General features: G+C 70.5%; 24 protein-coding genes. 18 read left to right on the top strand and 6 right to left on the bottom strand.

Annotation, left to right across the window (positions count from 1 at the left end; genetic code table 11):
• Nucleotides 1–120: 120 nt before the first annotated feature.
• The 7 genes from ASD56_RS07605 (at nucleotide 121) to ASD56_RS07635 (ending at nucleotide 6,948) form a co-directional block, all read left to right on the top strand.
• Nucleotides 121–2,604, top strand: a complete 2,484-nt coding sequence (locus ASD56_RS07605) for an ATP-dependent helicase (RefSeq protein WP_055963238.1) — start codon at nucleotides 121–123, stop codon at nucleotides 2,602–2,604.
• 39 nt (nucleotides 2,605–2,643) lie between these two features.
• Nucleotides 2,644–3,747 (top strand): SseB family protein, encoded by a 1,104-nt coding sequence (locus ASD56_RS07610; RefSeq protein ID WP_055963241.1) that lies wholly within the window; start codon nucleotides 2,644–2,646, stop codon nucleotides 3,745–3,747.
• A gap of 73 nt (nucleotides 3,748–3,820) precedes the next feature.
• Nucleotides 3,821–4,201 (top strand): ArsR/SmtB family transcription factor, encoded by a 381-nt coding sequence (locus ASD56_RS07615; RefSeq protein ID WP_055963244.1) that lies wholly within the window; start codon nucleotides 3,821–3,823, stop codon nucleotides 4,199–4,201.
• Nucleotides 4,198–4,674: an SRPBCC family protein gene (locus tag ASD56_RS07620; protein WP_055963248.1), complete on the top strand. Its 477-nt coding sequence runs from the start codon at nucleotides 4,198–4,200 to the stop codon at nucleotides 4,672–4,674. Before ASD56_RS07615 ends, ASD56_RS07620 begins: the two co-directional genes overlap by 4 nt.
• A 1-nt stretch (nucleotide 4,675) precedes the next feature.
• Nucleotides 4,676–5,272: a dihydrofolate reductase family protein gene (locus tag ASD56_RS07625; RefSeq protein ID WP_055963251.1), complete on the top strand. Its 597-nt coding sequence runs from the start codon at nucleotides 4,676–4,678 to the stop codon at nucleotides 5,270–5,272.
• Nucleotides 5,273–5,403: 131 nt separating this feature from the next.
• Nucleotides 5,404–6,432: a non-homologous end-joining DNA ligase gene (gene ligD, locus ASD56_RS07630; RefSeq protein ID WP_055963254.1), complete on the top strand. Its 1,029-nt coding sequence runs from the start codon at nucleotides 5,404–5,406 to the stop codon at nucleotides 6,430–6,432.
• Between the two features lie 15 nt (nucleotides 6,433–6,447).
• Nucleotides 6,448–6,948, top strand: coding sequence for a nitroreductase family deazaflavin-dependent oxidoreductase (locus ASD56_RS07635; RefSeq protein ID WP_055963257.1), 501 nt, complete (start codon nucleotides 6,448–6,450; stop codon nucleotides 6,946–6,948).
• 117 nt (nucleotides 6,949–7,065) lie between these two features.
• Here the strand turns inward: ASD56_RS07635 and ASD56_RS07640 are convergent, their stop codons facing one another.
• The 6 genes from ASD56_RS07640 to ASD56_RS07665 all read right to left on the bottom strand — a co-directional run bounded on the left by ASD56_RS07640 (nucleotide 7,066) and on the right by ASD56_RS07665 (nucleotide 13,033).
• Nucleotides 7,066–8,112 carry an ATP-dependent DNA ligase gene (locus ASD56_RS07640; RefSeq protein WP_055963261.1) on the bottom strand — a complete coding sequence of 349 codons (1,047 nt, stop codon included), beginning with the start codon at nucleotides 8,110–8,112 and terminating at the stop codon, nucleotides 7,066–7,068.
• 136 nt (nucleotides 8,113–8,248) lie between these two features.
• A complete protein-coding gene (locus ASD56_RS07645; protein WP_055963264.1) occupies nucleotides 8,249–9,403 on the bottom strand; it encodes an AI-2E family transporter in 1,155 nt (384 codons plus the stop codon).
• 63 nt (nucleotides 9,404–9,466) lie between these two features.
• The gene (locus ASD56_RS07650) at nucleotides 9,467–10,699 is read right to left on the bottom strand and encodes an acyl-CoA dehydrogenase family protein (RefSeq protein ID WP_055963267.1); all 1,233 of its coding nucleotides are present in this window, start codon (nucleotides 10,697–10,699) and stop codon (nucleotides 9,467–9,469) included.
• Between the two features lie 251 nt (nucleotides 10,700–10,950).
• The gene (locus tag ASD56_RS07655; protein WP_055963270.1) at nucleotides 10,951–11,694 is read right to left on the bottom strand and encodes a formylglycine-generating enzyme family protein; all 744 of its coding nucleotides are present in this window, start codon (nucleotides 11,692–11,694) and stop codon (nucleotides 10,951–10,953) included.
• Nucleotides 11,695–11,701: 7 nt separating this feature from the next.
• Nucleotides 11,702–12,313 (bottom strand): DUF2510 domain-containing protein, encoded by a 612-nt coding sequence (locus ASD56_RS07660; RefSeq protein ID WP_055963273.1) that lies wholly within the window; start codon nucleotides 12,311–12,313, stop codon nucleotides 11,702–11,704.
• A gap of 39 nt (nucleotides 12,314–12,352) precedes the next feature.
• Nucleotides 12,353–13,033 carry a TetR family transcriptional regulator gene (locus ASD56_RS07665; protein ID WP_055963275.1) on the bottom strand — a complete coding sequence of 227 codons (681 nt, stop codon included), beginning with the start codon at nucleotides 13,031–13,033 and terminating at the stop codon, nucleotides 12,353–12,355.
• A 101-nt stretch (nucleotides 13,034–13,134) separates the two neighbouring features.
• Here ASD56_RS07665 and ASD56_RS07670 point away from each other — a divergent pair, with 101 nt between their 5' ends.
• The 11 genes from ASD56_RS07670 (at nucleotide 13,135) to sucC (ending at nucleotide 26,188) form a co-directional block, all read left to right on the top strand.
• Complete coding sequence (locus tag ASD56_RS07670) at nucleotides 13,135–14,181, top strand: LacI family DNA-binding transcriptional regulator (protein WP_055963278.1); 1,047 nt, start codon at nucleotides 13,135–13,137, stop codon at nucleotides 14,179–14,181.
• Nucleotides 14,178–15,149 carry a carbohydrate ABC transporter permease gene (locus ASD56_RS07675; RefSeq protein WP_082541313.1) on the top strand — a complete coding sequence of 324 codons (972 nt, stop codon included), beginning with the start codon at nucleotides 14,178–14,180 and terminating at the stop codon, nucleotides 15,147–15,149. The genes ASD56_RS07670 and ASD56_RS07675 overlap by 4 nt, the downstream gene beginning before the upstream one ends.
• Nucleotides 15,146–16,066: a carbohydrate ABC transporter permease gene (locus ASD56_RS07680; RefSeq protein ID WP_082541314.1), complete on the top strand. Its 921-nt coding sequence runs from the start codon at nucleotides 15,146–15,148 to the stop codon at nucleotides 16,064–16,066. The genes ASD56_RS07675 and ASD56_RS07680 overlap by 4 nt, the downstream gene beginning before the upstream one ends.
• Before the next feature lie 30 nt (nucleotides 16,067–16,096).
• Nucleotides 16,097–17,389 (top strand): ABC transporter substrate-binding protein, encoded by a 1,293-nt coding sequence (locus tag ASD56_RS07685; RefSeq protein WP_055963282.1) that lies wholly within the window; start codon nucleotides 16,097–16,099, stop codon nucleotides 17,387–17,389.
• 70 nt (nucleotides 17,390–17,459) lie between these two features.
• A complete protein-coding gene (locus ASD56_RS07690; protein ID WP_055963285.1) occupies nucleotides 17,460–18,602 on the top strand; it encodes an ADP-ribosylglycohydrolase family protein in 1,143 nt (380 codons plus the stop codon).
• Entirely contained in the window at nucleotides 18,599–19,969 is a 1,371-nt protein-coding gene (locus ASD56_RS07695; RefSeq protein WP_055963288.1) for an ADP-ribosylglycohydrolase family protein, read from the top strand. The genes ASD56_RS07690 and ASD56_RS07695 overlap by 4 nt, the downstream gene beginning before the upstream one ends.
• The gene (locus tag ASD56_RS07700; RefSeq protein WP_055963291.1) at nucleotides 19,966–20,898 is read left to right on the top strand and encodes a PfkB family carbohydrate kinase; all 933 of its coding nucleotides are present in this window, start codon (nucleotides 19,966–19,968) and stop codon (nucleotides 20,896–20,898) included. The genes ASD56_RS07695 and ASD56_RS07700 overlap by 4 nt, the downstream gene beginning before the upstream one ends.
• Nucleotides 20,895–22,844 (top strand): SUMF1/EgtB/PvdO family nonheme iron enzyme, encoded by a 1,950-nt coding sequence (locus tag ASD56_RS07705; RefSeq protein WP_055963294.1) that lies wholly within the window; start codon nucleotides 20,895–20,897, stop codon nucleotides 22,842–22,844. Before ASD56_RS07700 ends, ASD56_RS07705 begins: the two co-directional genes overlap by 4 nt.
• Entirely contained in the window at nucleotides 22,841–24,028 is a 1,188-nt protein-coding gene (locus tag ASD56_RS07710) for a CaiB/BaiF CoA transferase family protein (RefSeq protein WP_055963846.1), read from the top strand. Before ASD56_RS07705 ends, ASD56_RS07710 begins: the two co-directional genes overlap by 4 nt.
• Entirely contained in the window at nucleotides 24,025–24,864 is an 840-nt protein-coding gene (locus ASD56_RS07715) for an HpcH/HpaI aldolase/citrate lyase family protein (protein WP_055963296.1), read from the top strand. Before ASD56_RS07710 ends, ASD56_RS07715 begins: the two co-directional genes overlap by 4 nt.
• A gap of 160 nt (nucleotides 24,865–25,024) precedes the next feature.
• Nucleotides 25,025–26,188 carry an ADP-forming succinate--CoA ligase subunit beta gene (sucC, locus tag ASD56_RS07720; protein WP_055963299.1) on the top strand — a complete coding sequence of 388 codons (1,164 nt, stop codon included), beginning with the start codon at nucleotides 25,025–25,027 and terminating at the stop codon, nucleotides 26,186–26,188.
• Nucleotides 26,189–26,214 lie beyond the last annotated feature (26 nt).

Consider the following 26,214-nt stretch of genomic DNA (forward strand, 5'->3'; position numbering starts at 1 on the left):
CCGGCCTTCCACAGGAGGAATCCGGCCCGGATGTCCTGCGGTAGGCGGGTTCTCCTGCGGAGCGCGGATGCCGCCACCCCGCCGCGCGGTGTCGGCGTGCGCGCCTAGACTTGTCGGGACATGACCGACGCCCCGCTTCCTCTCATCGTCGGCGCAGATCACGGTCCGCAGCCCACCGGCGCGCGCCCCGACGACGACCTTCTCGCCGGCCTCAACGAGCCGCAGCGCGAGGCCGTCACGTACCGTGGCCCGGCGCTGCTCATCGTCGCGGGCGCCGGCTCGGGCAAGACGAGCGTGCTCACGCGCCGCATCGCGAGCCTCCTGCGCACGCGCGAGGCCTGGCCGAGCCAGATCCTCGCGATCACCTTCACGAACAAGGCCGCGGGCGAGATGCGCGAGCGGGTCGAGCAGCTCGTCGGCGAGACGGCGCGCGGCATGTGGATCTCGACGTTCCACTCGGCGTGCGTGCGCATCCTGCGACGCGAGGCCGAGCAGTTCGGGTTCACGAAGGCCTTTACGATCTACGACTCCGGCGACTCCCGCGCGCTCATCAAGCGCCTGGTGAAGGAGCACGAGGCCGACGCCTTCGGGCTCACCCCCGCGGCCACGCAGAGTCGTATCTCGAAGCTCAAGAACGAACTCGCGGATGCCGAGTCCTACGCCCGGTCGGCCAATATGAGCGACCCGGCCGAGCGGGTGTTCGTCGAGCTCTTCGCGGCCTACCAGCGCGAGCTGCAGCGCGCGAACGCCTTCGACTTCGACGACCTCATCGGGCAGACGGTGTTCCTGTTCCGGGCGTTCCCGCACGTCGCGGACGTCTACCGTCGCCGGTTCCGGCACATCCTGGTCGACGAGTACCAGGACACCAACCACGCCCAGTACGCGCTCATCCACGAGCTGACCCGGCCGATCGGGTCCGACGCCGGACCCATCGCGTCGTCCGGCGGCATGATGATCTTCGACGCCGACCCGGCCGAAGACCCTGACAAGGCCGGCGCATCGCTGACCGTCGTCGGCGACTCGGACCAGTCGATCTACGCCTTCCGCGGTGCCGACATCCGCAACATCAGCGAGTTCGAGCGCGACTACCCCGGCGCGAAGGTCGTGCTGCTCGAGCAGAACTACCGCTCGACGCAGAACATCCTGTCGGCCGCGAACGCCGTCATCAGCAACAACTTCGACCGCAAAGACAAGAAGCTGTGGACCGACGTCGGCGCCGGCGAGCAGATCGTCGGCTTCACCGGCTACTCGCAGCACGACGAGGCGCAGTTCGTCGCCGACGAGACCGAGCGGCTGCGCAAGGCCGGCATCGACTACTCGCAGATGGCCGTGTTCTACCGCACCAACTCGCAGTCGCGTGCGCTGGAAGAGATCTTCATCCGCTCGGCGGTGCCCTACAAGATCATGGGCGGCACGAAGTTCTACGAGCGCGCCGAGATCAAGGACGCGCTGTCCTACCTCGTCGCGGTCGCGAACCCGGCGGACGAGATGGCGATGCGACGCATCATCAACCGGCCGCGCCGCGGTATCGGCGACGTCACGATCGAGGCGATCGCCCGCTACGCCGTCGATCAGCAGATCACCTTCCGCGACGCGCTCGCGAACTCGTCGGCCCTGGGCGTCGGCCCCAAGATCCAGGCGGCCATCGCTCATCTCGACGCGGTGCTGGCCGAGGCATCCGCTCTCATGCTGCCCGCATCAGGCGAGCTCGCTCCTCCGACGGCGGTCGCCGAGGGACTGCAGCTGCTGCTGAACAAGAGCGGCTATTACGACGCGCTGCGGGCCAGCAAGGACGCGCAGGACGAGGCGCGCATCGAGAACCTCGACGAGCTCGTCGCGGTGGCGCGCGAGTTCACCCGCAACAACCCCGAGGGCACGGTGCTCGATTTCCTCACCGAGGTCGCGCTCGTCTCGGATGCCGACGACCTCGAGGATGCCTCGGGCTCGGTGTCGCTGATGACGCTGCACACCGCGAAGGGCCTCGAGTACGACGCCGTCTTCGTCACGGGCGTCGAGGAAGACCTCATCCCGCACCGCATCTCGGCGAACGAGCCGGGCGGGCCGCAGGAGGAGCGCCGACTCTTCTACGTCGGCATCACCCGCGCGCGCAAGCGCCTCTACCTCTCGCTCGCCATGACGCGCGCGCAGTTCGGCGAGGTCACGGTGGCAATGCCGAGCCGCTTCCTGCAGGAGATCCCGAGCGAGCTGCTCAACTGGCGCCAGTCGCCCGGCGACGTCAACTCGCGCGGCGGCACCCAGTCACGCGCGCTCAACGCCCGTCGCGGCTCGGGCTCCGGCTACGGCGGCTCGGGTGGCTCGGGCTTCGGCGGCTCGGGCAACCGCTACGGCGACGACCTGGTGCCGCTGCCGCGGCGCCAGCCGACCGGCTCGATCGACCGGTTCGCGAACAAGATCCCCGCGAAGGTCCGCGACAACGGCGACATGGAGCTGGCTCCGGGCGACCGCATCCGCCACGACGACTTCGGCGACGGCAAGGTCGATGCCGTGACCGGCGAGGGCGCCAAGCGCGTGGCCCACGTGCGGTTCGAGAAGGCAGGACCGAAGAAGCTGCTCATCAAGATCGCGCCCATCGAGAAGCTCTAGCCCACGGAGCGCCGAGACGCCCGGGTTAGGCTCGGAACCATGGCTCTCTTCTCCCGCCGGCCCAAGGACGCGTCCGGTTCGACCTCTCCGCAGCCCGCCGATCAGGCGACGGAGGATGCCGCGGCCGCCCCTGCCGGCGACGCTTCCGCCCAGACGCCGGGCGTCGAGACGGAGGCCGGCGCCGCTGAGGCCGGCACCGCGGCGGAGGAGGCGGCATCCGTCTCCATCTCGCTGTCCTCGTACGGGGGACTCGGCGCACCGGCTCCGCGACCGGCAGCGCCCCCCGTGGCGAAGCCGGCGATCCCCGCGCCCGTTCCGCGCACCTCGGTCGACGCCGCGACCCGCACGGCGCCGCCGCAGACGGAGACCGTGCCCGGACTGCGCGACAACGTGCTGGTGCGCGCTGCCCTGGCCAACGTCGGCGAGAGCGCCCCGCCTCAGGCACTCCTCGACGTCGCCCGGCAGATGCTGCAGGGTCACCTGTTCCTGCGCGTGAAGGGGGATGCGCGCACGCTGCTCGCCGAGGGCAAGGATCTTCCGCTCGGGATGGTGACGCTGGGGGAGCGGCGCTTCACCGTCGCGTACTCCAGCGGCGCTGCACTGCAGGCCGCGATCCGAGCGGACGGCGATGTCGAGACGTCGGCGATGGGCCAGCCCGTCCTGAGCGTCATCCGCCACGTGCTGGGCGGAGGCTTCGACGGGCTGATCATCGACCAGTCCTCGGCGCCCGCTCGTGCGGTGCTTCCCGCCGAGCTCCTCAAGCGCATGGTCGACAAGATCGACGAGCAGCTGACCATCAAGACGCTTCTGGCCGGCGAGCGCACGGCCGAGACGGCGCCCGCGGTGGTCAAGGCTCTGGCTACGGCGCCGCTGTGGATCGCGGTGGGCAAGCTCGCCGACGGGCGTCCCGGCATCGCCGAAGGCCGGTCGAAGGAGGGCGAGCGCTTCCTCGAGGTGTTCTCGCACCCGCTCGAGGTGGCCGTCCTTGGCCGTCCTGACCAGGCCGCGCCGTTGACCGCCGCCCAGCTCGCCGGCGCCATCGCCTCCGACGAGGGTCTGTCCGGCATCGTCATCGACCCGGCCGGGCCCTGGATCCGCCTCTCGCGCGAAGACCTCGCACCGCTGCTCTCCGCGACTTCCTGATCGGGGTCTTGACGGGAAGCGGCATCCGCTCTACCGTTGTTATCAACATAAAGGTTGATAAAGGAGAAGGTTGATGAGCGACGCCGATGCGGCACTGGACAGGGCCTTCGCAGCGCTCGCGGATCCGGTCAGGCGGGCGATCGTGGCGCGCCTGAGTCGGGGCTCCGCGACGCTGGGAGAGCTGGCCGAGCCGTTCTCGATCTCGCTCCAGGCCGTGTCGAAGCACATCACCGTCCTCGAGGAGGCCGGTCTCGTCTGGCGCACGCGCGAGGCGCAGCGCAAGCCCGTGCACCTCGACCCTGCCGCGCTCGAGCGACTGACCGCCTGGATAGACCGCTACCGGCTCGATGCCGAACGGTCGTTCCGCCGGCTCGACGCCGTCCTCGCCGCTGCACCCCCACAGACCCCTCGCAAGAACACCACCACACCCCGTTCGAAGGAGAAGGAATCATGAGCAACCCGCTGGTCATCGACGCCGTGCCCGGCACCTCGTACGCCGACATCACGCGCGAGTTCGAGGCGCCCGTCGAGGCGCTGTTCCGCGCCCACGCCGATCCGGAGCTATTCGCGCAGTGGATCGGACCCGACAAGGAGCGCAGCACCACCACCGAGTGGGACTTCCGCAGCGGCGGGGGCTACCGCTTCGTGCAGAAGGATGCCGAGGGCGAGTACGCCTTCCGCGGCGTCTTCCACACGATCCGCGAGAACGAGCTGATCATCCAGACCTTCGAGTTCGAGGGCTGGCCCGACGAGGTCAGCATGGACACGATCCGCTTCGAGTCCCTTCCCGGCGGCCGTTCGCGCCTGGTCGATCACAGCGTGTTCGGCAGCGCCGAGGTGCTCGAGAACATGATCGCCTCGGGCATGGAGCGCGGCATGCGCGAAGGCTACGAGAAGCTCGACCGGATGCTCGCCTCGGAGGTGTGACGTGGGCAAGGTCATCTGCTCCGCGTCCATGTCGCTCGACGGGTTCGTCGCTCACGACGACAACGATCCCGGTCGCCTGTTCGACTGGTACCAGGCGGGCGACGTCGAGATCGCCAATGCGGGCGACCTGCCTCCGTTCCACCTCGCTCCCGCCAGCGCCGAGTACTGGCGGGGATGGGTCGGCGACCTCGGCTGCCTCGTCGTCGGCCGCGTGCTCTTCGACATCACGGACGGCTGGAGCGGACAGCATCCGCTCGACGTACCGTTCGTCGTGCTCACCCATGAGGCGCCGACGAACTGGGCGCACGCCCACACCGGCAACGCCCACTTCGTGACGGGGGGCATCGAGCAAGCCGTCGCGCGGGCGCAGGAGATCGCCGGCGACCGGAACGTCGGCGTCGCCGCCGGCACCATCGCCGGTCAGGCGTTGGCCGCGGGCCTCGTGGACGAGGTCGCCGTCGACCTGGTCCCGGTCGTGCTCGGCTCGGGCCACCGGTACTTCGCCGACATCGACCCCGCGGCCGTGCGCCTGGGCGACCCGACCGTGGTCATCCCGAGCACGCGCGTCACGCACATGCTGTTCCCCGTCGAGCGCTGAGGCTCTGCGCCCGGCCCCGGCTCATCTGTGCGAGATCGACCTCCGGCGCCCCGTCGAAGGTCGATTCCGCGCAGATGGAGCGCGACACCGAGGGGATGCGCGATGTCGGGCCGCCGCCCTAGGGTCGAGGCATGGCGTCGGAGCGCATCACGTTGACCATTCCCGGACCGGACGGCGACCGCGAGGTCGGGCTCTCCAGCCCGAATCGCGTGCTGTGGCCCGAGCTCGGCATCACCAAGCACGAGCTCGCCGAGTACATGCTCGCCGTGGCCGAGCCCTTCATCGCCGCCAACGGCGACAGGCCCGTCTCGCTCGAGCGCTTCCCCGAGGGCGTCGGCGGCGAGAGGTTCTACTCGAAGAACCCGCCCAAGGGAGCGCCCGGCTTCGTCGAGGCCCAGACCGTGACCTACAACAGCGGGCGGCGGCATCCGCAGCTCATCCTCACCGAGATCGCGACGGCCGTGTGGGCCGTTCAGATGAACACGATCGTGTTCCACCCCTGGGCGTCGCTGACGGCGAACGTCGACAACCCCGTCGAGCTGCGCATCGACCTCGACCCGCAGCCCGGAACGGACTTCGCGGATGCCGCGGCCGTCGCGCCGGCGCTGCGCGAGGTGCTCGCCGAGGCGGGGCTGACGGCGTTCCTCAAGACCAGCGGCAATCGTGGCATCCACGTCTTCTGCCCCATCGAGCCGACGCACGAGTTCCTCGACGTGAGGCACGCGGTGATCGCCGCCGGGCGCGAGCTCGAGCGGCGCCTGCCCGACAAGGTGACGATGAACTGGTGGAAGGAGGAGCGCGGCGAGCGCATCTTCATCGACTTCAATCAGGCCAATCGCGACCGCACGATGGCCGGCGCCTACAGCCCCCGCGCCCTCCCCGGAGCAACGGTGTCCACTCCGCTGGAGTGGGAAGAGCTGGCGGATGCCGATCCCGCCGCATTCACGATCCGCACGGTGCCGCAGCGTCTGGCCGACACCGGCGACCCCTGGAGCGACCTGCTCGCGAAGCCGGGCCGCATCGACACGCTGCTCGAGTGGTGGCAGCGCGACCTCGACGCCGGCCTCGGCGAGCTGCCGTTCCCGCCCGACTTCCCGAAGATGCCGGGCGAGCCGCCGCGCGTGCAGCCCAGCCGCAAGAACGCCGAGAACTGGGACTGAGGACGGCGAGGCCCGATGACCGATCGTCCCGGTCTGCTCGACCGAGTGACCGCGCGACTGCTGCGGGTGCGGTGGCTGATGCGGATGCCGATCCCGCTGTATCGCGCGAGCCTGGGCTGGCTGTTCGGCAGCCGTCTGATCATGATCGAGCATCGCGGCCGCAAGACCGGAGAGCGCCGATTCGTCGTCGTCGAGGTCATCGGGTTCGAGCGCAACGCCGTGCGTGTGGCGAGCGGCTTCGGTCGCGGATCGCAGTGGTACCGCAACATCGAGGCCAACGGCGTCGCCTTCATCAGCGTGGGGCGTTTCCGCCGGGTGCGCGCGCGGGCACGCCTGCTCGATGCAGGGGAGTCCGCCGTGGCGCTCGCCGAGTACGCGCGGCGGCACCCGTCGGCATGGCGGCACCTGCACGCGGCGATGGATGTCGCCCAGGGCGGCGAGGCCGACATCCCGGTCATCGAGTTCGGCCCGCCGCACGTCCAGCCCAGCCTCATCGATTCCGAGGACTGGGGCTGAGCCGCGCGTCGGCGTTCGTCTCCATGCGATCGCTCAGAGGGATCAAGACCGTGAACCGGTCGTTGAGCGAGGGAGCGGAGCGACCGAGACGAAACGCCCCCCTGGACTGAGCCGCGCTCAGTCCAGGACGTCGCCGAGGTCGTAGGCCGAGACGGTCTCGAGCTGGTCGTACGTGCACGACCGGGGGTCGCGGTCGGGCCGCCAGCGCTCGAACTGCACAGTGTGGCGGAACCGCCAGCCCTCGAGCTGGTCGTAGCGCACCTCGAGCACCCGCTCCGGGCGGAGGTGCACGAAGGACGAGTCGCGGTCGGGAGCCGAAAAGCGCGACTTCTCGCCCTCGCTCTTCATCGCCGCGCCCGCGTCGTCGCGCTCGACCAGCGGAGCGACCTCGTCGATGAGCTCGAGCCTGCGGGCGTTGCTCCACGCGGCGACACCGCCGACCGGGTACAGCGTGCCGTCGTCGTTGTACAGGCCGACCAGGAGCGAACCGACGCCCTGGCCCGACTTGTGGATCCGGTAGCCCATCGCGACCACGTCGGCGGTGCGGGCGTGCTTGATCTTGAACATCGCGCGCTTGTTCGGCGCGTACGGCTGGGCGAGCGGCTTGGCGATGACGCCGTCGAGCCCTGCCCCCTCGAACTCGGCGAGCCAGCGCGTCGCGCGTTCGGGGTCGTCCGTGGTGCGGGTGACGTGCACCGGATGCGGCACGCCGCCCAGCAGGTCGACGAGCTCGGCCCGGCGGACCTCGAACGGCTCGGGCTGCAGATCGCGCTCGCCGCGGGCGAGCAGGTCGAAGGCGATGAGCATCGCCGGCGTCGTCTCGGAGAGCATCTTCACGCGCGAGGCCGCCGGATGGATGCGCTGCGAGAGTGACTCCCAGTCGAGCCGCTGCGCCCCGGGCTCGCCCTTGGGCACGACGATCTCGCCGTCGATGAGACACGGCTCGGGCAGGATCCGCGCGAACGCCTCGACCAGCTCGGGGAAGTATCGCGTCAGCGGCTTGGCGCCGCGGCTGCCGATCTCGACGTTCTCGCCGTCCCACGACACCAGCGCCCGGAAGCCGTCCCACTTCGGCTCGAAGCTCAGCCCGCCGGGCGTCTTCGCGGGGTCCGGCACCTGGGGGACGGACTTCGCGAGCATCGGTGCCGGGATCTCATAGGCCATGCGCACCATCCTGCCCTGGACCGCCGACGCCGGACAGCGGCATCCGCTCGCCTTTGGGGCGCCGAAGGTCCGAGACACGCCGGAACCGTCGGCGCGTCGTGTCGTGAAGACGCCCCGAACCCGTGAGGTCCGGCGGTCAGGCTTCGATGGGATGCTTCGGCCGGGCCCAGCGGGCGGGGAGGTCGGGCCCGTCCCACACCAGGATGACGCCCCAGGCGGCCGCGGCGATCGGCACGGCGAGCACCGCGCCGACGATGCCGCCGAGCACCGTGCCGACGGTCAGGGCGACGAGGATCACGAAGGCGTGCAGCTTCATCGACCGGCCCATCAGCACCGGCTGGAGGAAGTTGCCCTCGAGCTGGTTGACGAGCACGACCACGCCGACGACGAGCAGCGCGTTGAAGGGGCCGTTCGCGACGAGCGCGACGAGTGCCGCGATGATGCCGGCGACCGTCGCACCGACGATCGGGATGAAGGCGAGCAGGAACACGAGCACGGAGAGGGGCAGCGCGAGCGGCACCTGCAGGATGAGCAGACCGATGAGGATGCCGACGGCGTCCACGAATGCGACGGTTGCCGTTCCGCGCACGTACGACCCCAGCACGACGGTGGTCTTGTCGCCGATCCGGCGCGCGCGGAGGTAGCTCTCGCCGCGGAAAGGACGCAGCAGGAACTCCCACATCTGCGGCCCGTCCTTCAGGAAGAAGAACAGGATCGTGACCATCAGGATGAGGCCGGTGACGAAGTTCGCCACCGCTCCCACACCGGCCAGAGCGCCGGTGCCGAACTGGGAGCTCGTGACGAAGTCGGTGAGCGACGCGATCCACTCGTCGACCTGGTCCGGCTGGAGGAACTCGAACGGCAGCGTCTGCGACCACGCAACGAGGTCCTGGAAGCCGTCCTCGGCCTGCGCGTACAGGTCGTCCCACTGGTCGCGCACCGCCCACACGATGAGCCAGCTCAACAGGCCCAGGATCACGGTGATCGCGAGCAGCGTGATCAGCGTGGCGAGGATCGACGGAATGCCGCGCCGTCGCATCCAGCTCATGACCGGGTGGAACGCGCACGCCAGGATCAGCGCGATCACGAGGGGGATCGTGACGAGCGTGAGCTGCCGGATCGTGTAGATGATCCCGCCGACGACCGCGACGACGACGATGATCTGGATCGATCGGATGCCGAGCCGGCCGAACCCGTCGGCCCACAGGCTCCAGGGGGCCCGGGTCGCCTTCAGCTCGACATCCTGCGACTCGAGGCGCACGTTCTGCGGGTCGTTCCGGAACAGTCCCATGCGATGAGGCTAACGGCCGCCTTCCCGCATTCCGGGCGGCTTGCCGAGGTCGTCGGGCGACTGCTAGGCGAAGGCGCTCATCCCCGTGATGTCGCGCCCGATGAGAAGGGCCTGGACGCTCTCGGTGCCCTCGTAGGTGTGGATGGCCTCGATGTCGGCCATGTGCTGCATCACGCCGTTCTCGAGGAGGATGCCGTTGCCCCCCAGCAGGTCCCGCGCGATCGCGGCGATCCGGCGGGCGGCGCGGGTGTTGTGGTACTTCGCGAGTGATGCCTGGGTCGGGCGGAGTCCGCCGGACGCCTCGAGGTCGGCGAGGTGACGGCAGTACAGCTGCATCGCGGTGAGCTCCTCGAGCATCTGGGCGAGGCGCTCCTGCACCATCTGGAACTTCGCGAGCGGCTTGCCGAACTGGGTCCGCTGCCGCGCGTACGACAGGGCGGCTTCGTAACAGGCGGTCGCGTGGCCGAGTGCCGACCAGGCGACTCCGGAGCGGGTCGAGTACAGGACGGTGGAGGCATCCTTGAAGGTCTTCGTCCCCGGCAGGACGGCGTCCAGCGGCACGCGCACGCCGTCGAGGGTGATGAGCGCCTGATGGATGCCGCGCAGCGACGCCTTGCCGCCGATCACCGTGCCGGTGTACCCGGCGGTCTCCTGGGGAACGAGGAAGCAGCGCACCGCGCCGTGCTCGGGCGCATCGGCGTCGTCGACGCGGGCCCATACGAAGGTGATGCCTCCGGATGCGCCGTTGCCGATCCACTTCTTCGCGCCGTCGAGCACCCATTCGCCGCCGTCGCGGCGAGCCGTGGTCTCGAGCGACACCGAGTCCGAGCCGTGGTCGGGTTCGGTGAGAGCGAAGGCGGCGGGCACCGTGCCGCGGGCGACGGGCTTGAGCCACTGCGCCTGCTGCTCGGGGCTGCCGAAGAGAGCCAGGGTGCGAAGGGCGAGCCCGCCCTGGACTGCGATGACCGTGCCGAGGGACCCGTCGCCGCGCGAGACCTCCATGTTGACCAGCCCGGCGGCCAGCGGTGAGAACCGGGTGAGCTCGGGGTGGTCGATGCCATCGTTGAAGAGGTCGAGCTCGCCCATGCGCATGGCCAGTTCGAGAGGGTAGGCCGCGGCATCCCACGCGTCCTGCATCTGTGTGCCGACCTCGTCGACGTACGACTGCGCGCGCTCCCAGACGGCGCGGTCCTCCGCGGAGATGTCGGCGAACACCTGGTAGTAGTCGGTGCCGAGCCGGTCGGTGAGGTCGTAGCCCTCGGTGGCCTGACCGGGGCGGGGCTGGAAGTCCGGCATGATGCTCCTCTGACGCGCGGAGCCACCAGTCTATTGGAACTCGATGTCACGAACACTAAGACTCAGTGTCAGGTGAGCGGTATCATCCGAAAAAGACCGACTCACCGGGAGAAAAGTTGGTTGACGATTAGCGATAATGTTGGATTCCCGCGACTCTGACTGCAGAGCCAAGCTCCCCGGGATACCCCAGACCCGGGTCACAGGATGCCCCGGACAATCCCCAGCCGGGGCATCCTTCTTTGTCCGGCGTCTCAGCGACGCGGCGTCCACCCGAGCGGCGCCGGTCCATTGCCCGCAGCGCGTTCGGCGTCTGCGCGGGCCGACCACCCCTGAGCGGCCTTCTCGGTGTCGAAACCACCACGGGCGACGCGGAGGCCGACGTCCTCGTGGTGCATCCGTGGTGCGCCGCCGCGTCGCGTCGAGGCACGCACGCTCCACGCATCATCGGCGTAGCCTCCGCCGCGGAACACGCGATACGCGTCGTACCTGGCCGGGTCGAGCAGATCCCAGCACCACTCCCACACGTTGCCGAGGGTGTCGAAGAGACCGTGGAGATTCGGCAGCTTGCCGCCGACGTTCTGCGGCGCCGTCACCCCGTCGGCGCTGGTCCAGGCGACATCGGCGAGGAGACCGTAGTGCGGGCCGGTCGACCCGGCGCGGCAGGCGTACTCCCACTCGGCTTCAGTGGGCAGGCGGTATCCGTCCGAGTCGACGTGCCACGTGATCTCTTCGCCGTCGAAGGTGTAGGCGGGGTCGAGGCCCTCCCACTCCGACGCCGCATTGCAGAACCGGACCGCGCGAAGCCAGCTGACGTCGGTGGCCGGCCGGCGGGGGTGTCGCGCCGCGATGCCGAGGATCTCGGCGAGCTGCTCCTGCGTCACGGCGTACACGCCGATCCCGAACGCCTCGAGTTCGACGCTCCACCGCACCTTCCGGCGCGCGTCGTGCAGTGCGACGGCGCCCGCGGGAATGCGGGCGAGCTCGATGTCTGTCACGGGTCGCCTACGCGGGGACGCGCGCGATCTCCTGCATCAGCTCGGCCAGCCCCGCGAAGATCGTCACCGCGATGATCGTGGCCACGACGAGCGAGAGCGCGATGCTCGCGACCGCCGCCCACATCGGCGCCGAGCCGTGACCGGTGCGGCGCTTGACGACGACGGAGCGCCCGATCGGGTACACGGGGTTGAGGAAGGCCCAGGCCCAGTGGAACGTCTTCGGGATGGCGCGCGCCTTGAGCTCCTTCTGGTCGAGGTACGCGAAGAACACGCAGAGTCCGTAAACGGCGTAGCTGACGAGCTGGGACAGCCACAGCAGGGGAGAGGTGTACAGGCCCATCTGCGACCGCATGATCTCGGTCGGGTCGGTCTCGTACGGATCGAAGGCGAACATCGAGCCCCACGGGATGAACAAGGTCAGCAGGAGGGGAAGGAGCGGCAGCAGCACGACGAGCCAGATCCAGGGGGTGTTCCAGGCGGTCCCCGGCGGGGCTGTCAGCGGGGCCGCGAACGGCGATACCGCAGCCTGCTGATGCGAGGTCCAGGCGTAGCCGTCCCAATAGCGCAGGGTGGACGGTACGAGGGGATCGGGGTACCAGCCGGCGGGTGCTGAGGTCACGCCTTCGAGCCTAAGTCGTCGGCACGAGGCGAATCCAGGTCAGGAGTCGAGCCGCGCCTGCACGCGCCGGGCCACTTCGGCCGTCGGCATGGTGCGCGGGAAGACCGCCACCACCACGTCATCGGGCGCGGGAGAGTCGCCCTCGTCGAGGACGCCGAAGCGGCGCAGCGCATCGTCGAGCGCGCGGCGCAGCACCGAGGCGGGGACCTTCTTGGGTCCGCGCAGCAGCTGGCGCAGCACGTGGTTGTGGATCGCCGTCACCAGCGCCGAGAAGCCCACCGCGTCGAGCGGATCCAGGCCCGGCAGCGACGCGCGGAGGTACTCGTCGAACAGGCGCTCGTAGCGGAACACCGTCACGATCTCGCGCTCGCGCAGCGCGGGCACCTGGCGCACCACGGAATAGCGCCGGCGGGCGAGCTCGGGGTCGGCTGCGAAGTGCGAGTAGACCAGGAGAGAGGCGTCGCACACCGCGCGCCACGGGTCGGGGTGGGGCTGTGCGAGGAACTCGCGGAGACGGTCGAGGAGCAGCTCGTGGTCGGCGAAGACGACGTCGTCCTTGCCGCCGAACTGGCGGAAGAACGTGGATCTCGAGACGCCGGCCGCCTGGGCGATCTGCTCCACCGAGGTCTGGTCGAAGCCACGCTCGGCGAACAGCTCGAGGGCGGCCGCGACGACCATCGCCCGGGGTTCGGCGGAGGGTGCGGCGGCGGTGTCGATCATCTCGCTGGAAGCCTATCGGCTCGTGCATCTTGACAATCGCTGCGATCAGTGGAAACGTTTCCACCGCAGCAACGCGGCTGCCTGGATCTCGAGGAGCGAATGTGGCGCGGGTCACCATCATCGATGTCGCCAAGCGAGCCGGAGTGTCGGTCGCGTCGGCATCCCGCGCCCTCAACGGCCTGGTCGCAAGCGCCGAGACGGTCCAGAAGGTGCGTGCTGCGGCCGCGGAACTCGGGTACGCCGCCGACGCCACGGCGCGGTCGCTCAAGCTCGGGCGCACGCAGCAGCTGGCCTACGCCGTGGCCGATATCGGCAACCCGGTCTACGTCGAGATGATGGGGGCGATCGAGCGGGTGGTCGCGGCATCCGATTACCGTCTCGTCATCTCGAGCACCGGTGATGCCGACGCCACGGTCGAGCTGGTCCGCAGCCTCGGGCGCGGCTTCGTCGACGGAATGGTGCTCTCGCCGCTGCGCGTCACCGACGAGCTCGTCGCCGCGATCGCCGACTCACCGGTACCGGTCGTCGTGCTCGGCCGCATGCCCGACGACGCCGCCGCCGACACGGTGCGCGCGGACTCCGCACGCGGCATGGAGCTCGTCGTGGACCACCTGGTGCGCGAGGGCCGACGGCGTCTGGCGTTCATCAACGGTCCCGTCGACACCACCCCGGGCCGATTCCGGCGCGACGGGTTCCGCAAGGCCGTCTCCAGCGATCCGAGCGTCTCGAGTGTCGAGGTCGTCGTCGACGACTTCACCATCGCCGAGGGCTACCGCGCCGCCATCCGCCTGCTCGAAGGCTCCGCGGGCGACCTCGACGCGCTGGTCGCCGCGAACGACCTGATCGGCATCGGCGCGCTGCATGCCGCCGACGACCTCGGACTGCGCGTCCCCGAAGACATCGCCGTCACCGGCGTCGACGACACCGAGCTCGCGCAGGTCTCCCGTCCGGGCCTCACGAGCGTCGACCTGGGAGCCGCCGAGCGCGGCCGCGTCGCCGCCGAGCTCCTGCTCGCCCGGCTCGCCGAGCCGGACCGCCCCGCGCACACCGTGACCGTCGCCCCCGCGCTGCGGGTGCGCGGATCGTCGATTGCCCGCGCCGTCCCGCATCCGGCCACGTCCGCCGCGCCCGAGGAGGCTTCCGCATGAGCGCCACCGAACGCACCGTGCCCGAGCAGAGTGCCGAGAAGCGTCGTGGCACGCGCCCGGTGAAGCCCGTGCAGCGGCTGGGAGTGAGGGCGCGCGCCGAGCGCAAGGAGGCCATCGCGCTCGTGCTGCCGGCGCTGCTGCCGATCATCGTCTTCTCGGTCATCCCCCTCGTCAGCGGCGTCGCGCTCGGGTTCACCGACGCCACGCTCGCCCGCAACGACGAGATCAACTTCAACGGCATCGACAACTTCATCGAGCTCGCCGGCGACCGCCGGTTCTGGGACTCCTTCGGCATCGGCCTGATCTGGGCGGTCTCCGTGGCACTGCTCACGCTGATCTCGTCGATGGGCCTCGCCCTGCTGCTGAACGCGAATCTGCGGCTCAAGGGATTCACGATCGTCCTGGCGCTCATCCCGTGGGCGATGCCCCCGGTCGTCGTCGCCATCGTCTGGCGCATGATCTACAGCACGACCTCCGGCCCCATCAACGCGGTCATCGAGGCCATGGGCGGAACGCCCGTCAACTGGCTCGGCGATTTCCGCACGGCGCTGCCCGCCGTGATCGTCGTGGGTGTGTGGGCGGGGATGCCGCAGACCACCGTCCTGCTCCTCGCCGGAATGCAGTCGATCGCGCCGGAGCTGCACGAGGCGGCCGCCGTCGACGGCGCCGGAGCCCTCCGCCGCTTCTGGCACGTCACCCTGCCGGCCCTGCGCCCGGTGATCATCGCCATCACGACCCTCGACTTCATCTGGCAGTTCAACTCGTTCGGCCTCGTATACGTCCTCACCGAGGGCGGTCCGGGTGGCCGCACGATGATCCCGCCGCTGTTCACGTACCTCGAGGCGTTCCGCAACCGCGAGATCGGCTACGCGTCCGCCATGGGCGACGTGCTCGTGATCGCGATCATGCTGATCCTCTCCATCTACCTGGTACATCAGTTCCGCCAGCAGAAGGAGGCGAACCGATGAGCGGGCAGACGACCTCCAACATGCTCGTGGGCGGCGATGACACCCGCACCATCGTCACTGGCAGTCCGACGCCCGCGCGCCGTCGCCGCGGACCCTCGGTCGGACGGGTCTTCCAGTACCTGGCGCTGTCTGTCTATCTCTTCGTGCTCGGGTTCCCGCTCGTCTGGCTGATGTCGGCATCCTTCAAGTCCTCGCGCGAACTCAACTCTTTGGATGCGAACCTCATCCCGCGCGAGTGGGTCTGGGACAACTACGTCAACGCCCTCGAGCGTCAGAACCTCATCAACTCGATCGGCAACTCGCTGATCGTCGCCATCGCGACGGTGATCCTGACGATGCTGCTGTCGCTGCCGATGGCCTACGCCCTGGCGCGCCTGAAGGGGAAGCTGCGCGCGGCCGGAACGGTGTGGATCCTGGCGAGCCAGGTGTTCCCGGCGATCCTCATCATCATCCCGCTCTTCCTGGTGCTGCGGACGATCCAGCTCAACGACACCCTCTTCGGCCTCGTCCTGGTGTACGTCACCTTCACGATGCCCTTCACGCTGTGGATGCTGCAGGGGTACATCGCCGCGATCCCCCGAGAGCTGGAGGAGGCCGGCGAGATGGACGGCGCGGGCCGGTGGACCGTGCTGCGGCTGATCGTGTTCCCGCTGCTGCGGCCCGGTCTCGTGGCGACGGCGATGTTCACGTTCGTCTCGGCGTGGAACGAGTTCTTCCTCGCCCTCGTGCTCATCCAGAGCCCCGAGCTGTACACGCTGCCCATCACCCTGCGCTCGTTCCTCGGTGCCGAGGGTCAGACGCAGCTCGGCCCCCTCGCGGCGGGGGCGGTCATCGCGACCATCCCGTCGCTCATCATCTTCAGCATCCTTCAGAAGAAGCTCACCGGCGGCACGCTCGCCGGTGCCGTCAAGGGCTAGTCCCGCCCTCACAGGAGAAAGGTACGCATCATGTGGAAGACCAGAGGAGTCGCTGCGGTCGCCATCGCCGGCGTCGCGGCCCTCGCACTCAGCGGCTGCCAGCAGGGCAGCGCATCCAACGGCGGCGGTGAGGACGGCGACGCGGTCACGCTGCAGTTCCAGTCGCTCTCCGACCAGCCCGCGACCCAGGAGGCGGTCGCGGCGATCGTCGACGAGTGGAACGCGGAGAACCCCGACGTGCAGGTCGAGATCGTCCAGGCAGGCTGGGACGGCATCTACGACAAGCTCATCACGCAGTTCACCGGCGGCACCGCGCCCGACATCATCCATTTCGAGGCGGCGAGCATCGTCCCCTTCGCCGAGGACGGCTACCTCGCCGACATCTCCGATCTCGTCGACCCCGAGCTCCAGGGCGACATCTCCGAGGGCATCTGGGAGTCGGTCACCGTCGAGGACCAGGTCATCGGCTACCCGTCGACGATGCAGTCGTACATGGTGTTCGCCAACACCGACCTGCTCGAGGCCGCCGGCGTGGAGGTCCCCACCGGCGAGACGATGAGCTGGGACGAGCTGCAGCAGATCGCGCAGGCCACCACCACCGGCGGCACGTACGGGCTCGGCTGGGGTCTCGGCTCGCCGACGGCCGCCATGATGAGCCTCTCGCTCGGTTTCGGCGGGGGCTACTTCGAAGGCTCCGGAGAGGACGCGACCATCGAGGTCGGCGAGAACGAGCTGGCCGTGCCCGAGCGCATCCACGAGATGGCCTACACCGACATGTCGCTCGACCCGACGTCGCTCACCCAGTCCGGCTCGGACGTCCTGGCCTCCTTCTACGGCGGCACCATCGCCATGACGGTGCAGGGCTCGTTCCAGGCGACCAACATCGCGAACGACGCTCCCGAGGGCTTCAACTGGACCGTGCTGCCCCCGCTCGAGGGCTCCGAAGGCGCCATGCAGGCGGCGAACCCGCAGACGTACTCGATCAACATCGACTCGGAGTACGTCGAGGAGTCGGCCGACTTCATGAACTTCTTCATGAGCGCCGACAACCTCGCCTCGGTCGCGTTCGCCGACGCGCTGATCCCCTCGTCGGGTGCTGCTCAGGCCGAGGTCGAGACCCTCGCCGGCGACGCGACCGGCTGGGACCAGATCATCGCGTCCGCCGCCGGGCTGACGGCTCCGCCGTTCCTGAAGGTGTCGAAGTACGCCGAGTGGAAGGACACGGTCGCCACGCCGGCCTTCCAGCAGTACTTCGGCGACCAGATCAGCCTCGAGGACCTGCAGGCGCAGCTCAGCGACGGCTGGACCGAGGTCAACGGCTGATCGAGGCCACCAGCGGGCGGAGCGGCCTGGGTGCACGACTGGGCTGCGGCATCCGCTCTGCCGCCCACCCGTGCCGACGCGCCGAGCGTCTGGAACTAGCCCGGGCCTGGGCGGTGCGACCGAGGGATGGACGCCGGAGCAGATCGAGGAGCGCCACGGCGGACGGGTGACCGGCATCGTCGGCCCGTTCCTGCCGGACTGGCGCACGGCGCGGCCCATTGCGCCGTACCACAAGGGCGATGGGCACGTCACCGACGACACGTTGATGACCCACGCCCTGATCGAGGTGTACGCCGCGCGCCGGACGCACCTCGACGCGTTCCACATGGCCAGCGACCTGGTGCCGATCATGATCGGCGAGCCCCGCTGGATCCCGGAGCTCGAGCAGGAGGCGCTCATCCTGCAGCGCGTGTTCCTGGCCGAGAAGTGGATGGTGGCGCGCATGCACTACGGCCACGTCGATCCCCGCGAGGCGGGCGTCGGGAACGTCGTCAACTGCGGCGCCACCATGTACATGGCGCCGGTCGGCCTGGTGAACATGGGCGATCCCGAGGGTGCGTACGCCGAGGCGATCGACCTGGCCGGCGCGCACCAGTCGTCGTACGGGCGTGAGGCCGCGGGAGTCTTCGCGGCCGCCGTCGCGGCTGCTGCGGCACCGGGAGCCACCGTCGCGGACGTGATGGATGCCGCGCGCCGCATGGCCCACGACGGCACCGCCGCGGCCATCGACGCCGTCCTCGCCGCGGTCGCCGACTTCACCGCACGCGGCGGGTCGGAGGATCCCCGTGAGCTCGGCCGCGTCATCCGTGCAGCGGTGGCCCCGTACGACACGGTCGGCGACGCCTACCGCGCCATGGCGATGGACGCCCGGCTGCCCTCGCGCACGAAGTCCATCGAGGAGCTTCCGGTCGCGCTGGGGTTCGTGGCGGCGCATGCCGGCGATGCCCGGGCGTCGATCCTGGACGCCGTCAACTACGGGCGCGACTCCGACTCGATCGCCACCATGGCCGGCGCGATCTGCGGCGGTCTCGGCGGCCGCGACGCGGTGCCGGCGGAGTGGGTGCGCGATGTCGCCGAAGCCAGCCGGCTCGACCTCGACGCGGTCGCCGACACGATGGCAGGCGTCGTGCGCGACGTCGCCGCCGCCGACGCCGAACGAGCACGTGCGAAGGCGGCCATGCTCGACGAGCTGCTGGCGGGTGCGCTGCTGTGAGGCTGACCTGGGCTCAGCCCGAAGATCTGGTAGCTGCCGAGCTGACGGCTCTGCGCGAGCAGGGCGCGTCCGAGGACGTGCTCGCCGCGGTGGAGCAGCGTTGGATCTCCGCGGGAGGCGACCCCGTCCTGCAGCCGTCGGGCGCCAGCGCGGTTCCCGCCGAGCCCGCCATCCGCGACCTCGCGCGTCAGCTCCTCGACGAACTCGCCGCCGCCCAGCCCGCGTCTGCCGACGAGCCCGACGACTGGGAGGCGATCGAGCTGCTGCTTCCGGCGGAGCCCCGGCTGCCGTCGGCCGGAGCCGATGAGGATCGCGTGCGCGGGGCCTGGCTCGGACGATCGGTGGGATGCCTGCTGGGCAAGCCGGTCGAGAAGATCCCGCGTCAGGGCATCGAGGAGATCGCGCGCGCGACCGGCAACTGGCCGATCACCGGCTACTTCACCGCTCGGGGCCTGCCGGACGACGTCGCCGCGCGCTGGCCGTGGAACCGCCGGTCGGCGCCGACATCGCTGGTCGAGAACATCGACGGCATGCCCGAAGACGACGACCTGAACTTCGCGCTGCTCGCCCTCCAGCTGCTCGAGGACCACGGCGCCGGTCTCACGACCGAGGACGTGGCGACCGCGTGGCTCGCGAACCTCCCGGCAGGCCGGGTCTTCACCGCCGAGCGCGCGGCCTATCGCAATCTGCTCGATGCGCGTCCGGTCCCGGCGACGGCGACCCACCACAACCCGTTCCGGGAGTGGATCGGCGCCCTCATCCGGGCCGACGTCTACGGCTGGGCCCACCCCGGCCGCGTGCGCGAGGCAGCGAGGTTCGCCTGGACGGATGCCCGCCTCAGCCACACCCGCAACGGCCTGTACGGCGCGATGTGGGCGGCGGCGCTGTGCTCGGCGGCGCTCGCGGTCGACACTCCGACGCAGGCGCTCGACGCCGCGAGCGCGGTCGTCCCGCCTCGCTCCCGGCTTGCAGCCGCGATCGAGTTCGGCCGCCGGACCGGCGCCGACCTCGCGGCCGGCGGACGAGACGACGCTGCCGCGCTCGACCTGCTGCATGCCGAACTCGGCGGACTGCACTGGGTGCACACGCTCAACAACGCCGCGCTCATCGCGTGCGCGCTCGAGGCCTCCGGCGGAGACCTCGGCCGCGGGATCTCGCTGGCCGTCGCCGGCGGCTGGGACACCGACTCCGCCGGCGCCACCGTCGGCTCGGTGCTCGGCGCGCTGACCGGCGCCGAAGGCATCGCGGCGGCGTGGGCGGACCCGCTGCACGGCCGGATCTCCACCTCCCTTCCCGGTGCGCCCGAGCGGTCGATCGACGACCTCGTCGAGCGCACGCTGCGCGTGGCCGAGAGGATGTCGCGATGAAGGTCGCCGTCGTCGGCAGCGTGAACATGGATGTCGTCGCCCGGGTCTCGCACGTCCCGCGGCCGGGGGAGACGCTGCTCGCGCAGAGTTCGTCGCGCGGCGGCGGCGGCAAGGGGGCCAATCAAGCCGTCGCCGCCGCGCGCGCCGGCGGTGCCGAGGTCGCGTTCATCGGCGCCGTGGGCAGGGACTCCGACGGCGAGGTGCTGCGCGCCGCGCTCGAGGTCGAGGGCATCGACGTGACGGGCCTCGAGGTCGACCCCGCACCCACCGGGACCGCGCTCATCTCGGTCGCCGACGACGGTGAGAACGCCATCGTCGTGATCGCCGGAGCCAACGCATCGGACGCCGCTCTCACCGAGCGTCAGCGCGCGCTCGTCGCCGGCGCCGACGTCGTGGTCGCGCAGCTCGAGATCCCCGCGGAGCGCGTGCTGACGGCATCCGCTCTGCGCTCGACCGAGGCGGTCTTCGTGCTGAACGCGTCGCCGTCCGCGCCGTTCGCCGACGCCGCTCTCGCGGCCCGGCTGCTGGCGGCCACCGATGTGCTGGTGGTCAACGAGCACGAGCTGCGCGCGATCGCCGGCATCCGGTCGGGCGACATCGACGACGCCGTCGACGCGGCGGCGCCTCGCGTCAGCGCCCTCGTGGTCACCCTCGGGGCCGCCGGATCCATCATCGCCCAGGGCTCGGAGCGGCGACGCGTGGACGCGTTCCGGACCGACGCCGTCGACACGACCGGCGCCGGCGACACCTACTGCGGGGTGCTCGCGGCGCAGCTCACCGCAGGTCGGTCCGGCCTCACCGCGGACGCGCTCGCCGACGCGGCGCGGGTCGCCGGAGCCGCGGCGGCACTCGCCGTCGGCCGCCCCGGCGCGCAGGCGGCCGTGCCGACCGCCGCCGAGGTCCGCGAATTCCTGGAGGAGAGAGCATGAGCGGCGGTTTCGACCCCCTCGTCCCGCGCGAGCTCGACCGCCCGACGGTCGTCCCGCTGGACGAGGACGTGACCGGCGGAGAGACCGCTGCGCGCCTCGACGACGCAAAGATCTTCGCCGCACCGGCGGATCCTGCGGACCTCGATCGCTGGCGAGCGCAGCTGGCCGCCTGGCGCGCCGGCGCGATCGAGCGCCACGGCGCCCCGACCCGCTACGACCAGCCCGAGGCCGCGTGGTCGGCGGACTGCTTCACCGTCGCCCAGGTGTGGCTGTGGGACGAGCTGTTCTTCGACTTCACCGAGCAGCGCTTCACTCCCGAGCGGTTCCTCGCCGATGCGCAGCAGCGGTTCGGGGGACTCGACGGCGTCGTGCTGTGGCACGCGTACCCCGTCATCGGCATCGACGACCGCAACCAGTGGGACTTCTACGACGTGCCGGGGCTCCCCGACGCCGCAGCCGCCCTCCACGAGTCGGGCGTCCGGGTGTTCGTCGACTACAACCCGTGGGACACCGGCACCCGGCGCAGCGGCGAGGACGTCGACGAACTCGCCGAGGTGATCCGCCGGCTCGGCGCCGACGGCGTGTTCCTCGACACGCTCAAGAACGCCGACCCGGGCTTCGTCGCGGCGCTCGACCGCGCCAGGCCGGGCATCGGCCTCGAAGGCGAGTCGAAGCTCGCCACCGATCGCATCGCCGATCACAGCCTGTCGTGGGCGCAGTGGTTCGCCGACACGACGCCTCCCGGCGTGCTGCGGGCGCACCTCTTCGAGCGGCGGCACATGCAGCACCACATCCGGCGCTGGCACCGCGACCACTCGGACGAGCTCGTCTCGTCGTGGCTCAACGGGGTCGGCGTGATGGTCTGGGAGGTCGTCTTCGGTGCCTGGGTGGGGTGGAACGAGCGGGATGCCGCGACCCTGCGTCGCATGCTGCCCGTCCAGCGGCGGCTGCACCGCTGGCTGGTCGAGGGGGAGTGGACGCCGCTCGCGGTGTGCGACCCCTCGGGCCTCTCGGGGTCGTCGTTCGTCCTGGACGGCGTCACCCTGACGACGCTCGCCAACACGTCCGATGCCGACCTCGAGTTCCGCCCCTCCGGTTCCGGCCGGTGGATCGCGCTCCACGACGGATCGTCGTCCGCAGTGGTCGTGCCCGCGCGCGGGGTCGCCGCGGTGCTCGAGATCGCCGAGGGCGCCGCCGAGCCAGAAGGGCTCGAGGTTCTCCGAGCCGAGCTCGCCGCTGTGAGCCATGATCGCGATGCCTCGTTTCCTCACCTGCGGGCGCGGCGCCTCGCCCCGCCGGTGTGGTCGGGGCCGACGGCGGACGACGCCGTGCGCGACCACCTCAGCGCGGGCGCGGTGCGCCTCGAGCCCGGAAAGCGGGTCGTCACCGTGCGCTACCGGCAGCGGGAGACCGGCATGTACGACGGCGCCCCCTACGTCGACGAGTGGAAGCCGCTGCCTCCCCGCCTGCACGATCAGCGCACGCTGGAGCGAGTCGTCGAGCTGTCCGGCGCGCTCCTCGTGGGCGCGGCCGAGGTCTCGGCTGCCGAGTACGCCGAGTTCCTCTCCGCCATCGGAGAAGAGGCGGATGCCGCGTCGCCCGACGCCCCCGCCACCGGGGTGACCTTCGCACGGGCCCGCGAGTACGCCGCCTGGGCCGGCGGGCGCCTGCCGACCGAAGACGAGTGGCAGGTCGCCGCGGCGGACCCCGCGTTCATCCGCCGGTCTCCGGTGGTGTGGAACTGGACGGAGTCCGAGCACAGCGACGGGCGCAGCCGGTTCGTGATGCTCAAGGGCGGCTCCGACCACGTGTCCGAGGGGTCGGACTGGTACTTCGACGGCGGGGTGCGGCATCCGGAGTTCTCGGCGAAGTTCCTGCTGCCCGGACTCGGGGTCGACGCCTCACCGTCGATCGGCTTCCGGGTGTGCTGGGAGGCTTCGGCATGAGCGCACTGGAGGACCTCACCGTCATCGACCTGTCGACCCTGTTCGCCGGGCCCATGGCCGCCATGCACTTCGGCGACATGGGTGCCGCGGTGATCAAGGTCGAGCACACCACCAAGCCCGATCCGGCACGCGGACACGGACCGTCCAGGGACGGCCAGAACCTCTGGTGGAAGACCCTCGGGCGCAACAAGCGAACGATCCGCCTCGACCTGCACACCGAGGGCGGTCGCGAGGCGCTGCTGCGGCTCGTAGAGGCGGCGGACGTCGTCATCGAGAACTTCCGCCCGGGCACGCTCGAGCGGTGGGGCGTCGGCTACGACGCCATGTCCGCGCGGAATCCGCGCATCGTGCTGGCGCGGGTCACCGGGTTCGGTCAGAAGGGGCCGTACCGGTCCCGGCCGGGCTTCGGCACGCTCGCCGAAGCGATGAGCGGGTTCGCCGCCATGACGGGCGAGCCCGATGGGCCGCCGGTGCTTCCGCCGTTCGGACTGGCGGACGGCATCGCCTCGCTGGCCACCGCCTACGCGGTGATGGTCGCCCTGCACGCCCGTGAGCGCTCCGGCATCGGGCAGGAGGTCGACGTGGCGATCGTCGAGCCGATGCTCGCGATGCTCGGCCCGCAGATCACCCGGTGGGACCAGCTGGGCACGGTGCAGCAGCGCACCGGCAACCGCTCGGCCAACAACGCGCCGCGCAACACCTACCGCACCGCCGACGGCTCGTGGGTGGCGGTGTCCACCAGCGCGCAGTCGATCGCCGAGCGCGTGATGATCCTGGTCGGGCGTCCCGAGCTGATCGCCGAGCCGTGGTTCGCGACCGGAGCCGGGCGGGCTGAGCACGCCGATGAGCTCGACGACGCGGTCGGCGGATGGATCGCGCAGCGGTCCCGCGCCGAGGTGCTCGACGTGTTCGAGCGTGCCCAGGCGGCCATCGCGCCGATCTACGACGCTGCCGACATCGTCGAGGATCCGCAGTTCCTGGCCCTCGGCACGATCCACACGATCCACGACGACGACCTCGGCGAGATGCGGATGCAGGGGCCCATGTTCCGGCTCTCCGCAGGCGATGCGACGATCGCCTTCACCGGACGCGCTCCCGGCGCCGACACCGACGCACTGCTGGGCGAACTCGGGTACACCGCCGCCGAGATCGCGGGCCTGCGTGCGGAAGGATCTGTCGCATGACCCTTCCGCTGACCGCCCTCTACGCGCCCGGCGACCGACCGGACCGTGTCGCGAAAGCGCTGACCTCCGGTGCCGATGTCGTGATCGTCGATCTCGAGGACGCGGTCGCGCCGAGCAGCAAGGCGCGGGCGCGTGACGGGCTCGCAGCCTTTGCGGGCCATGACGCTCAGGTCGGCCCGGCGCTCCAGGTCCGGGTCAACGCGGTCGGATCGGACTGGTCCGACGACGACCTCGCCGCGCTCACCGACCTGCCCCTGCACATCGGGGTCCGAGTGCCAAAGGTCGAATCCGCCGCTGCGGTGCACGCGATCGCGGGATTGCTGCCAGGCCGGGGCATCCATGCCCTCGTCGAGTCGGCGCTCGGGGTGGAGCGCGCGTTCGAGATCGCCTCCGCGGGCGTCGAGTCCATCGCGCTGGGGGAGGCGGACCTGCGCTCGCAGCTCGGACTGCCGCGGGGCCGCGAGGGCGAGCAGGGTCTGCAGTGGGCGCGCTCGCGCCTCGTGTACGCCGCCGCGGCCGCAGGGATCGCAGCCCCGATGATGAGCGTCTACGCGGACATCGCCGACACCGCCGGGCTCGCCGCGAGCTGCCAGGCCGGAAGAGCGCTCGGCTTCGTCGGCCGGACGGCGATCCATCCCGCGCAGCTGCCGGTCATCGAGTCGGCCTTCACCCCGTCGCAGGACGATGTCGAGCGTGCCCGCGAGGTCATCGCCCGCGTCGGAGCGGCCGCGGCGGACGGCGTCGGCACCGTCGTGCTGGCGGACGGCGCCTTCCTCGACGTCGCGATGGTGCAGTCCGCCCGGCGCACGCTGGCGCTCGCCGATCGGACCCGCTGAGTTACCGCGAACCACGGCCGAAGGCACGCTTCCGCGCGTCGCTGCGGTCCGGAGCGCTCAGCAAGCGGTAGTAGGCTGTGGGACTGGTCGATATCTCGACGTCGAGACGCTTTCAGGCGTCATCCCACCCCCCATTCGCCACCTGCGAAGGAATTCCACTGTGGATCTGTACGAGTACCAGGCACGTGACCTTTTCGAGAAGTACGAGGTGCCGGTGCTCGCCGGCATCGTCGCGGACACGCCGGAGGAGGTGCGGGCCGCGGCCGAGAAGATCGGCGGAGTCGTCGTCGTCAAGGCGCAGGTGAAGACCGGCGGCCGCGGCAAGGCCGGCGGCGTCAAGGTCGCCAAGACCCCCGATGAGGCGTTCGAGGCGGCCCAGGCCATCCTCGGCCTCGACATCAAGGGCCACGTCGTCAAGCGCGTCATGGTCGCCCAGGGCGCCCGCATCGACAAGGAGTACTACTTCTCGGTGCTGCTCGACCGCGCCAACCGCTCCTACCTGTCGCTGTGCAGCGTCGAGGGCGGCATGGAGATCGAAGAGCTCGCCGTCGAGCGTCCCGAGGCTCTCGCCCGCATCGCGGTCGACCCGCTCGAGGGCATCGACAAGAAGAAGGCCGTCGAGATCGCGGAGGCCGCCGGCTTCGCCCCCGAGCTCGTCGACAAGGTCAGCGACGTCTTCGTCAAGCTCTACGCCGTGTACAAGGGCGAGGACGCCACGCTCGTCGAGGTCAACCCGCTCATCCTCTCGGCCGACGGCGACATCATCGCCCTCGACGGCAAGGTCTCGCTCGACGAGAACGCCGACTTCCGTCACGCCGGGCACGCGCTGCTCGAAGACAAGGCGGCCGCCGACCCGCTCGAGGCCAAGGCCAAGGAGAACGACCTCAACTACGTCAAGCTCGACGGCGAGGTGGGCGTGATCGGCAACGGCGCGGGCCTCGTGATGTCGACCCTCGACGTCGTCGCCTACGCCGGTGAGAACCACGGCGGCGTCAAGCCCGCCAACTTCCTCGACATCGGCGGCGGCGCCTCGGCCGAGGTCATGGCCGCGGGCCTGGACGTCATCCTGGGCGACCCGCAGGTCAAGAGCGTGTTCGTCAACGTGTTCGGCGGCATCACCGCGTGCGACGCGGTCGCCAAGGGCATCGTCGGCGCGCTGGCCGAGCTCGGCTCGAGCGCCTCCAAGCCGCTCGTCGTGCGCCTGGACGGCAACAAGGTCGAGGAGGGCCGTGCGATCCTGCGCGACGCCAACCACCCGCTCGTGACGCTTGCCGAGACCATGGACGAGGGCGCCGACAAGGCCGCCGAGCTCGCCAACGCCTGAGACAGCCGAGAACAAGGAACCTAGAG

Source organism: Microbacterium sp. Root166 (assembly GCF_001427145.1).
GTDB lineage: Bacteria > Actinomycetota > Actinomycetes > Actinomycetales > Microbacteriaceae > Microbacterium.

Bases quoted from the DNA above. Each gene is read 5' to 3' on its own strand.
- ASD56_RS07610 (WP_055963241.1), top strand. From the start codon at position 2,644: ATGGCTCTCTTCTCCCGCCGGCCCAAGGACGCGTCCGGTTCGACCTCT.
- ASD56_RS07650 (WP_055963267.1), bottom strand. From the start codon at position 10,699: ATGCCGGACTTCCAGCCCCGCCCCGGTCAGGCCACCGAGGGCTACGAC.
- ASD56_RS07665 (WP_055963275.1), bottom strand. From the start codon at position 13,033: ATGATCGACACCGCCGCCGCACCCTCCGCCGAACCCCGGGCGATGGTC.
- ligD (WP_055963254.1), top strand. From the start codon at position 5,404: ATGGCGTCGGAGCGCATCACGTTGACCATTCCCGGACCGGACGGCGAC.
- ASD56_RS07700 (WP_055963291.1), top strand. From the start codon at position 19,966: ATGAAGGTCGCCGTCGTCGGCAGCGTGAACATGGATGTCGTCGCCCGG.
- ASD56_RS07680 (WP_082541314.1), top strand. From the start codon at position 15,146: ATGAGCGGGCAGACGACCTCCAACATGCTCGTGGGCGGCGATGACACC.
- ASD56_RS07615 (WP_055963244.1), top strand. From the start codon at position 3,821: ATGAGCGACGCCGATGCGGCACTGGACAGGGCCTTCGCAGCGCTCGCG.
- ASD56_RS07685 (WP_055963282.1), top strand. From the start codon at position 16,097: ATGTGGAAGACCAGAGGAGTCGCTGCGGTCGCCATCGCCGGCGTCGCG.
- ASD56_RS07715 (WP_055963296.1), top strand. From the start codon at position 24,025: ATGACCCTTCCGCTGACCGCCCTCTACGCGCCCGGCGACCGACCGGAC.
- ASD56_RS07635 (WP_055963257.1), top strand. From the start codon at position 6,448: ATGACCGATCGTCCCGGTCTGCTCGACCGAGTGACCGCGCGACTGCTG.
- ASD56_RS07640 (WP_055963261.1), bottom strand. From the start codon at position 8,112: ATGGCCTATGAGATCCCGGCACCGATGCTCGCGAAGTCCGTCCCCCAG.
- ASD56_RS07645 (WP_055963264.1), bottom strand. From the start codon at position 9,403: ATGGGACTGTTCCGGAACGACCCGCAGAACGTGCGCCTCGAGTCGCAG.
- ASD56_RS07605 (WP_055963238.1), top strand. From the start codon at position 121: ATGACCGACGCCCCGCTTCCTCTCATCGTCGGCGCAGATCACGGTCCG.
- ASD56_RS07620 (WP_055963248.1), top strand. From the start codon at position 4,198: ATGAGCAACCCGCTGGTCATCGACGCCGTGCCCGGCACCTCGTACGCC.
- ASD56_RS07705 (WP_055963294.1), top strand. From the start codon at position 20,895: ATGAGCGGCGGTTTCGACCCCCTCGTCCCGCGCGAGCTCGACCGCCCG.
- ASD56_RS07710 (WP_055963846.1), top strand. From the start codon at position 22,841: ATGAGCGCACTGGAGGACCTCACCGTCATCGACCTGTCGACCCTGTTC.
- ASD56_RS07675 (WP_082541313.1), top strand. From the start codon at position 14,178: ATGAGCGCCACCGAACGCACCGTGCCCGAGCAGAGTGCCGAGAAGCGT.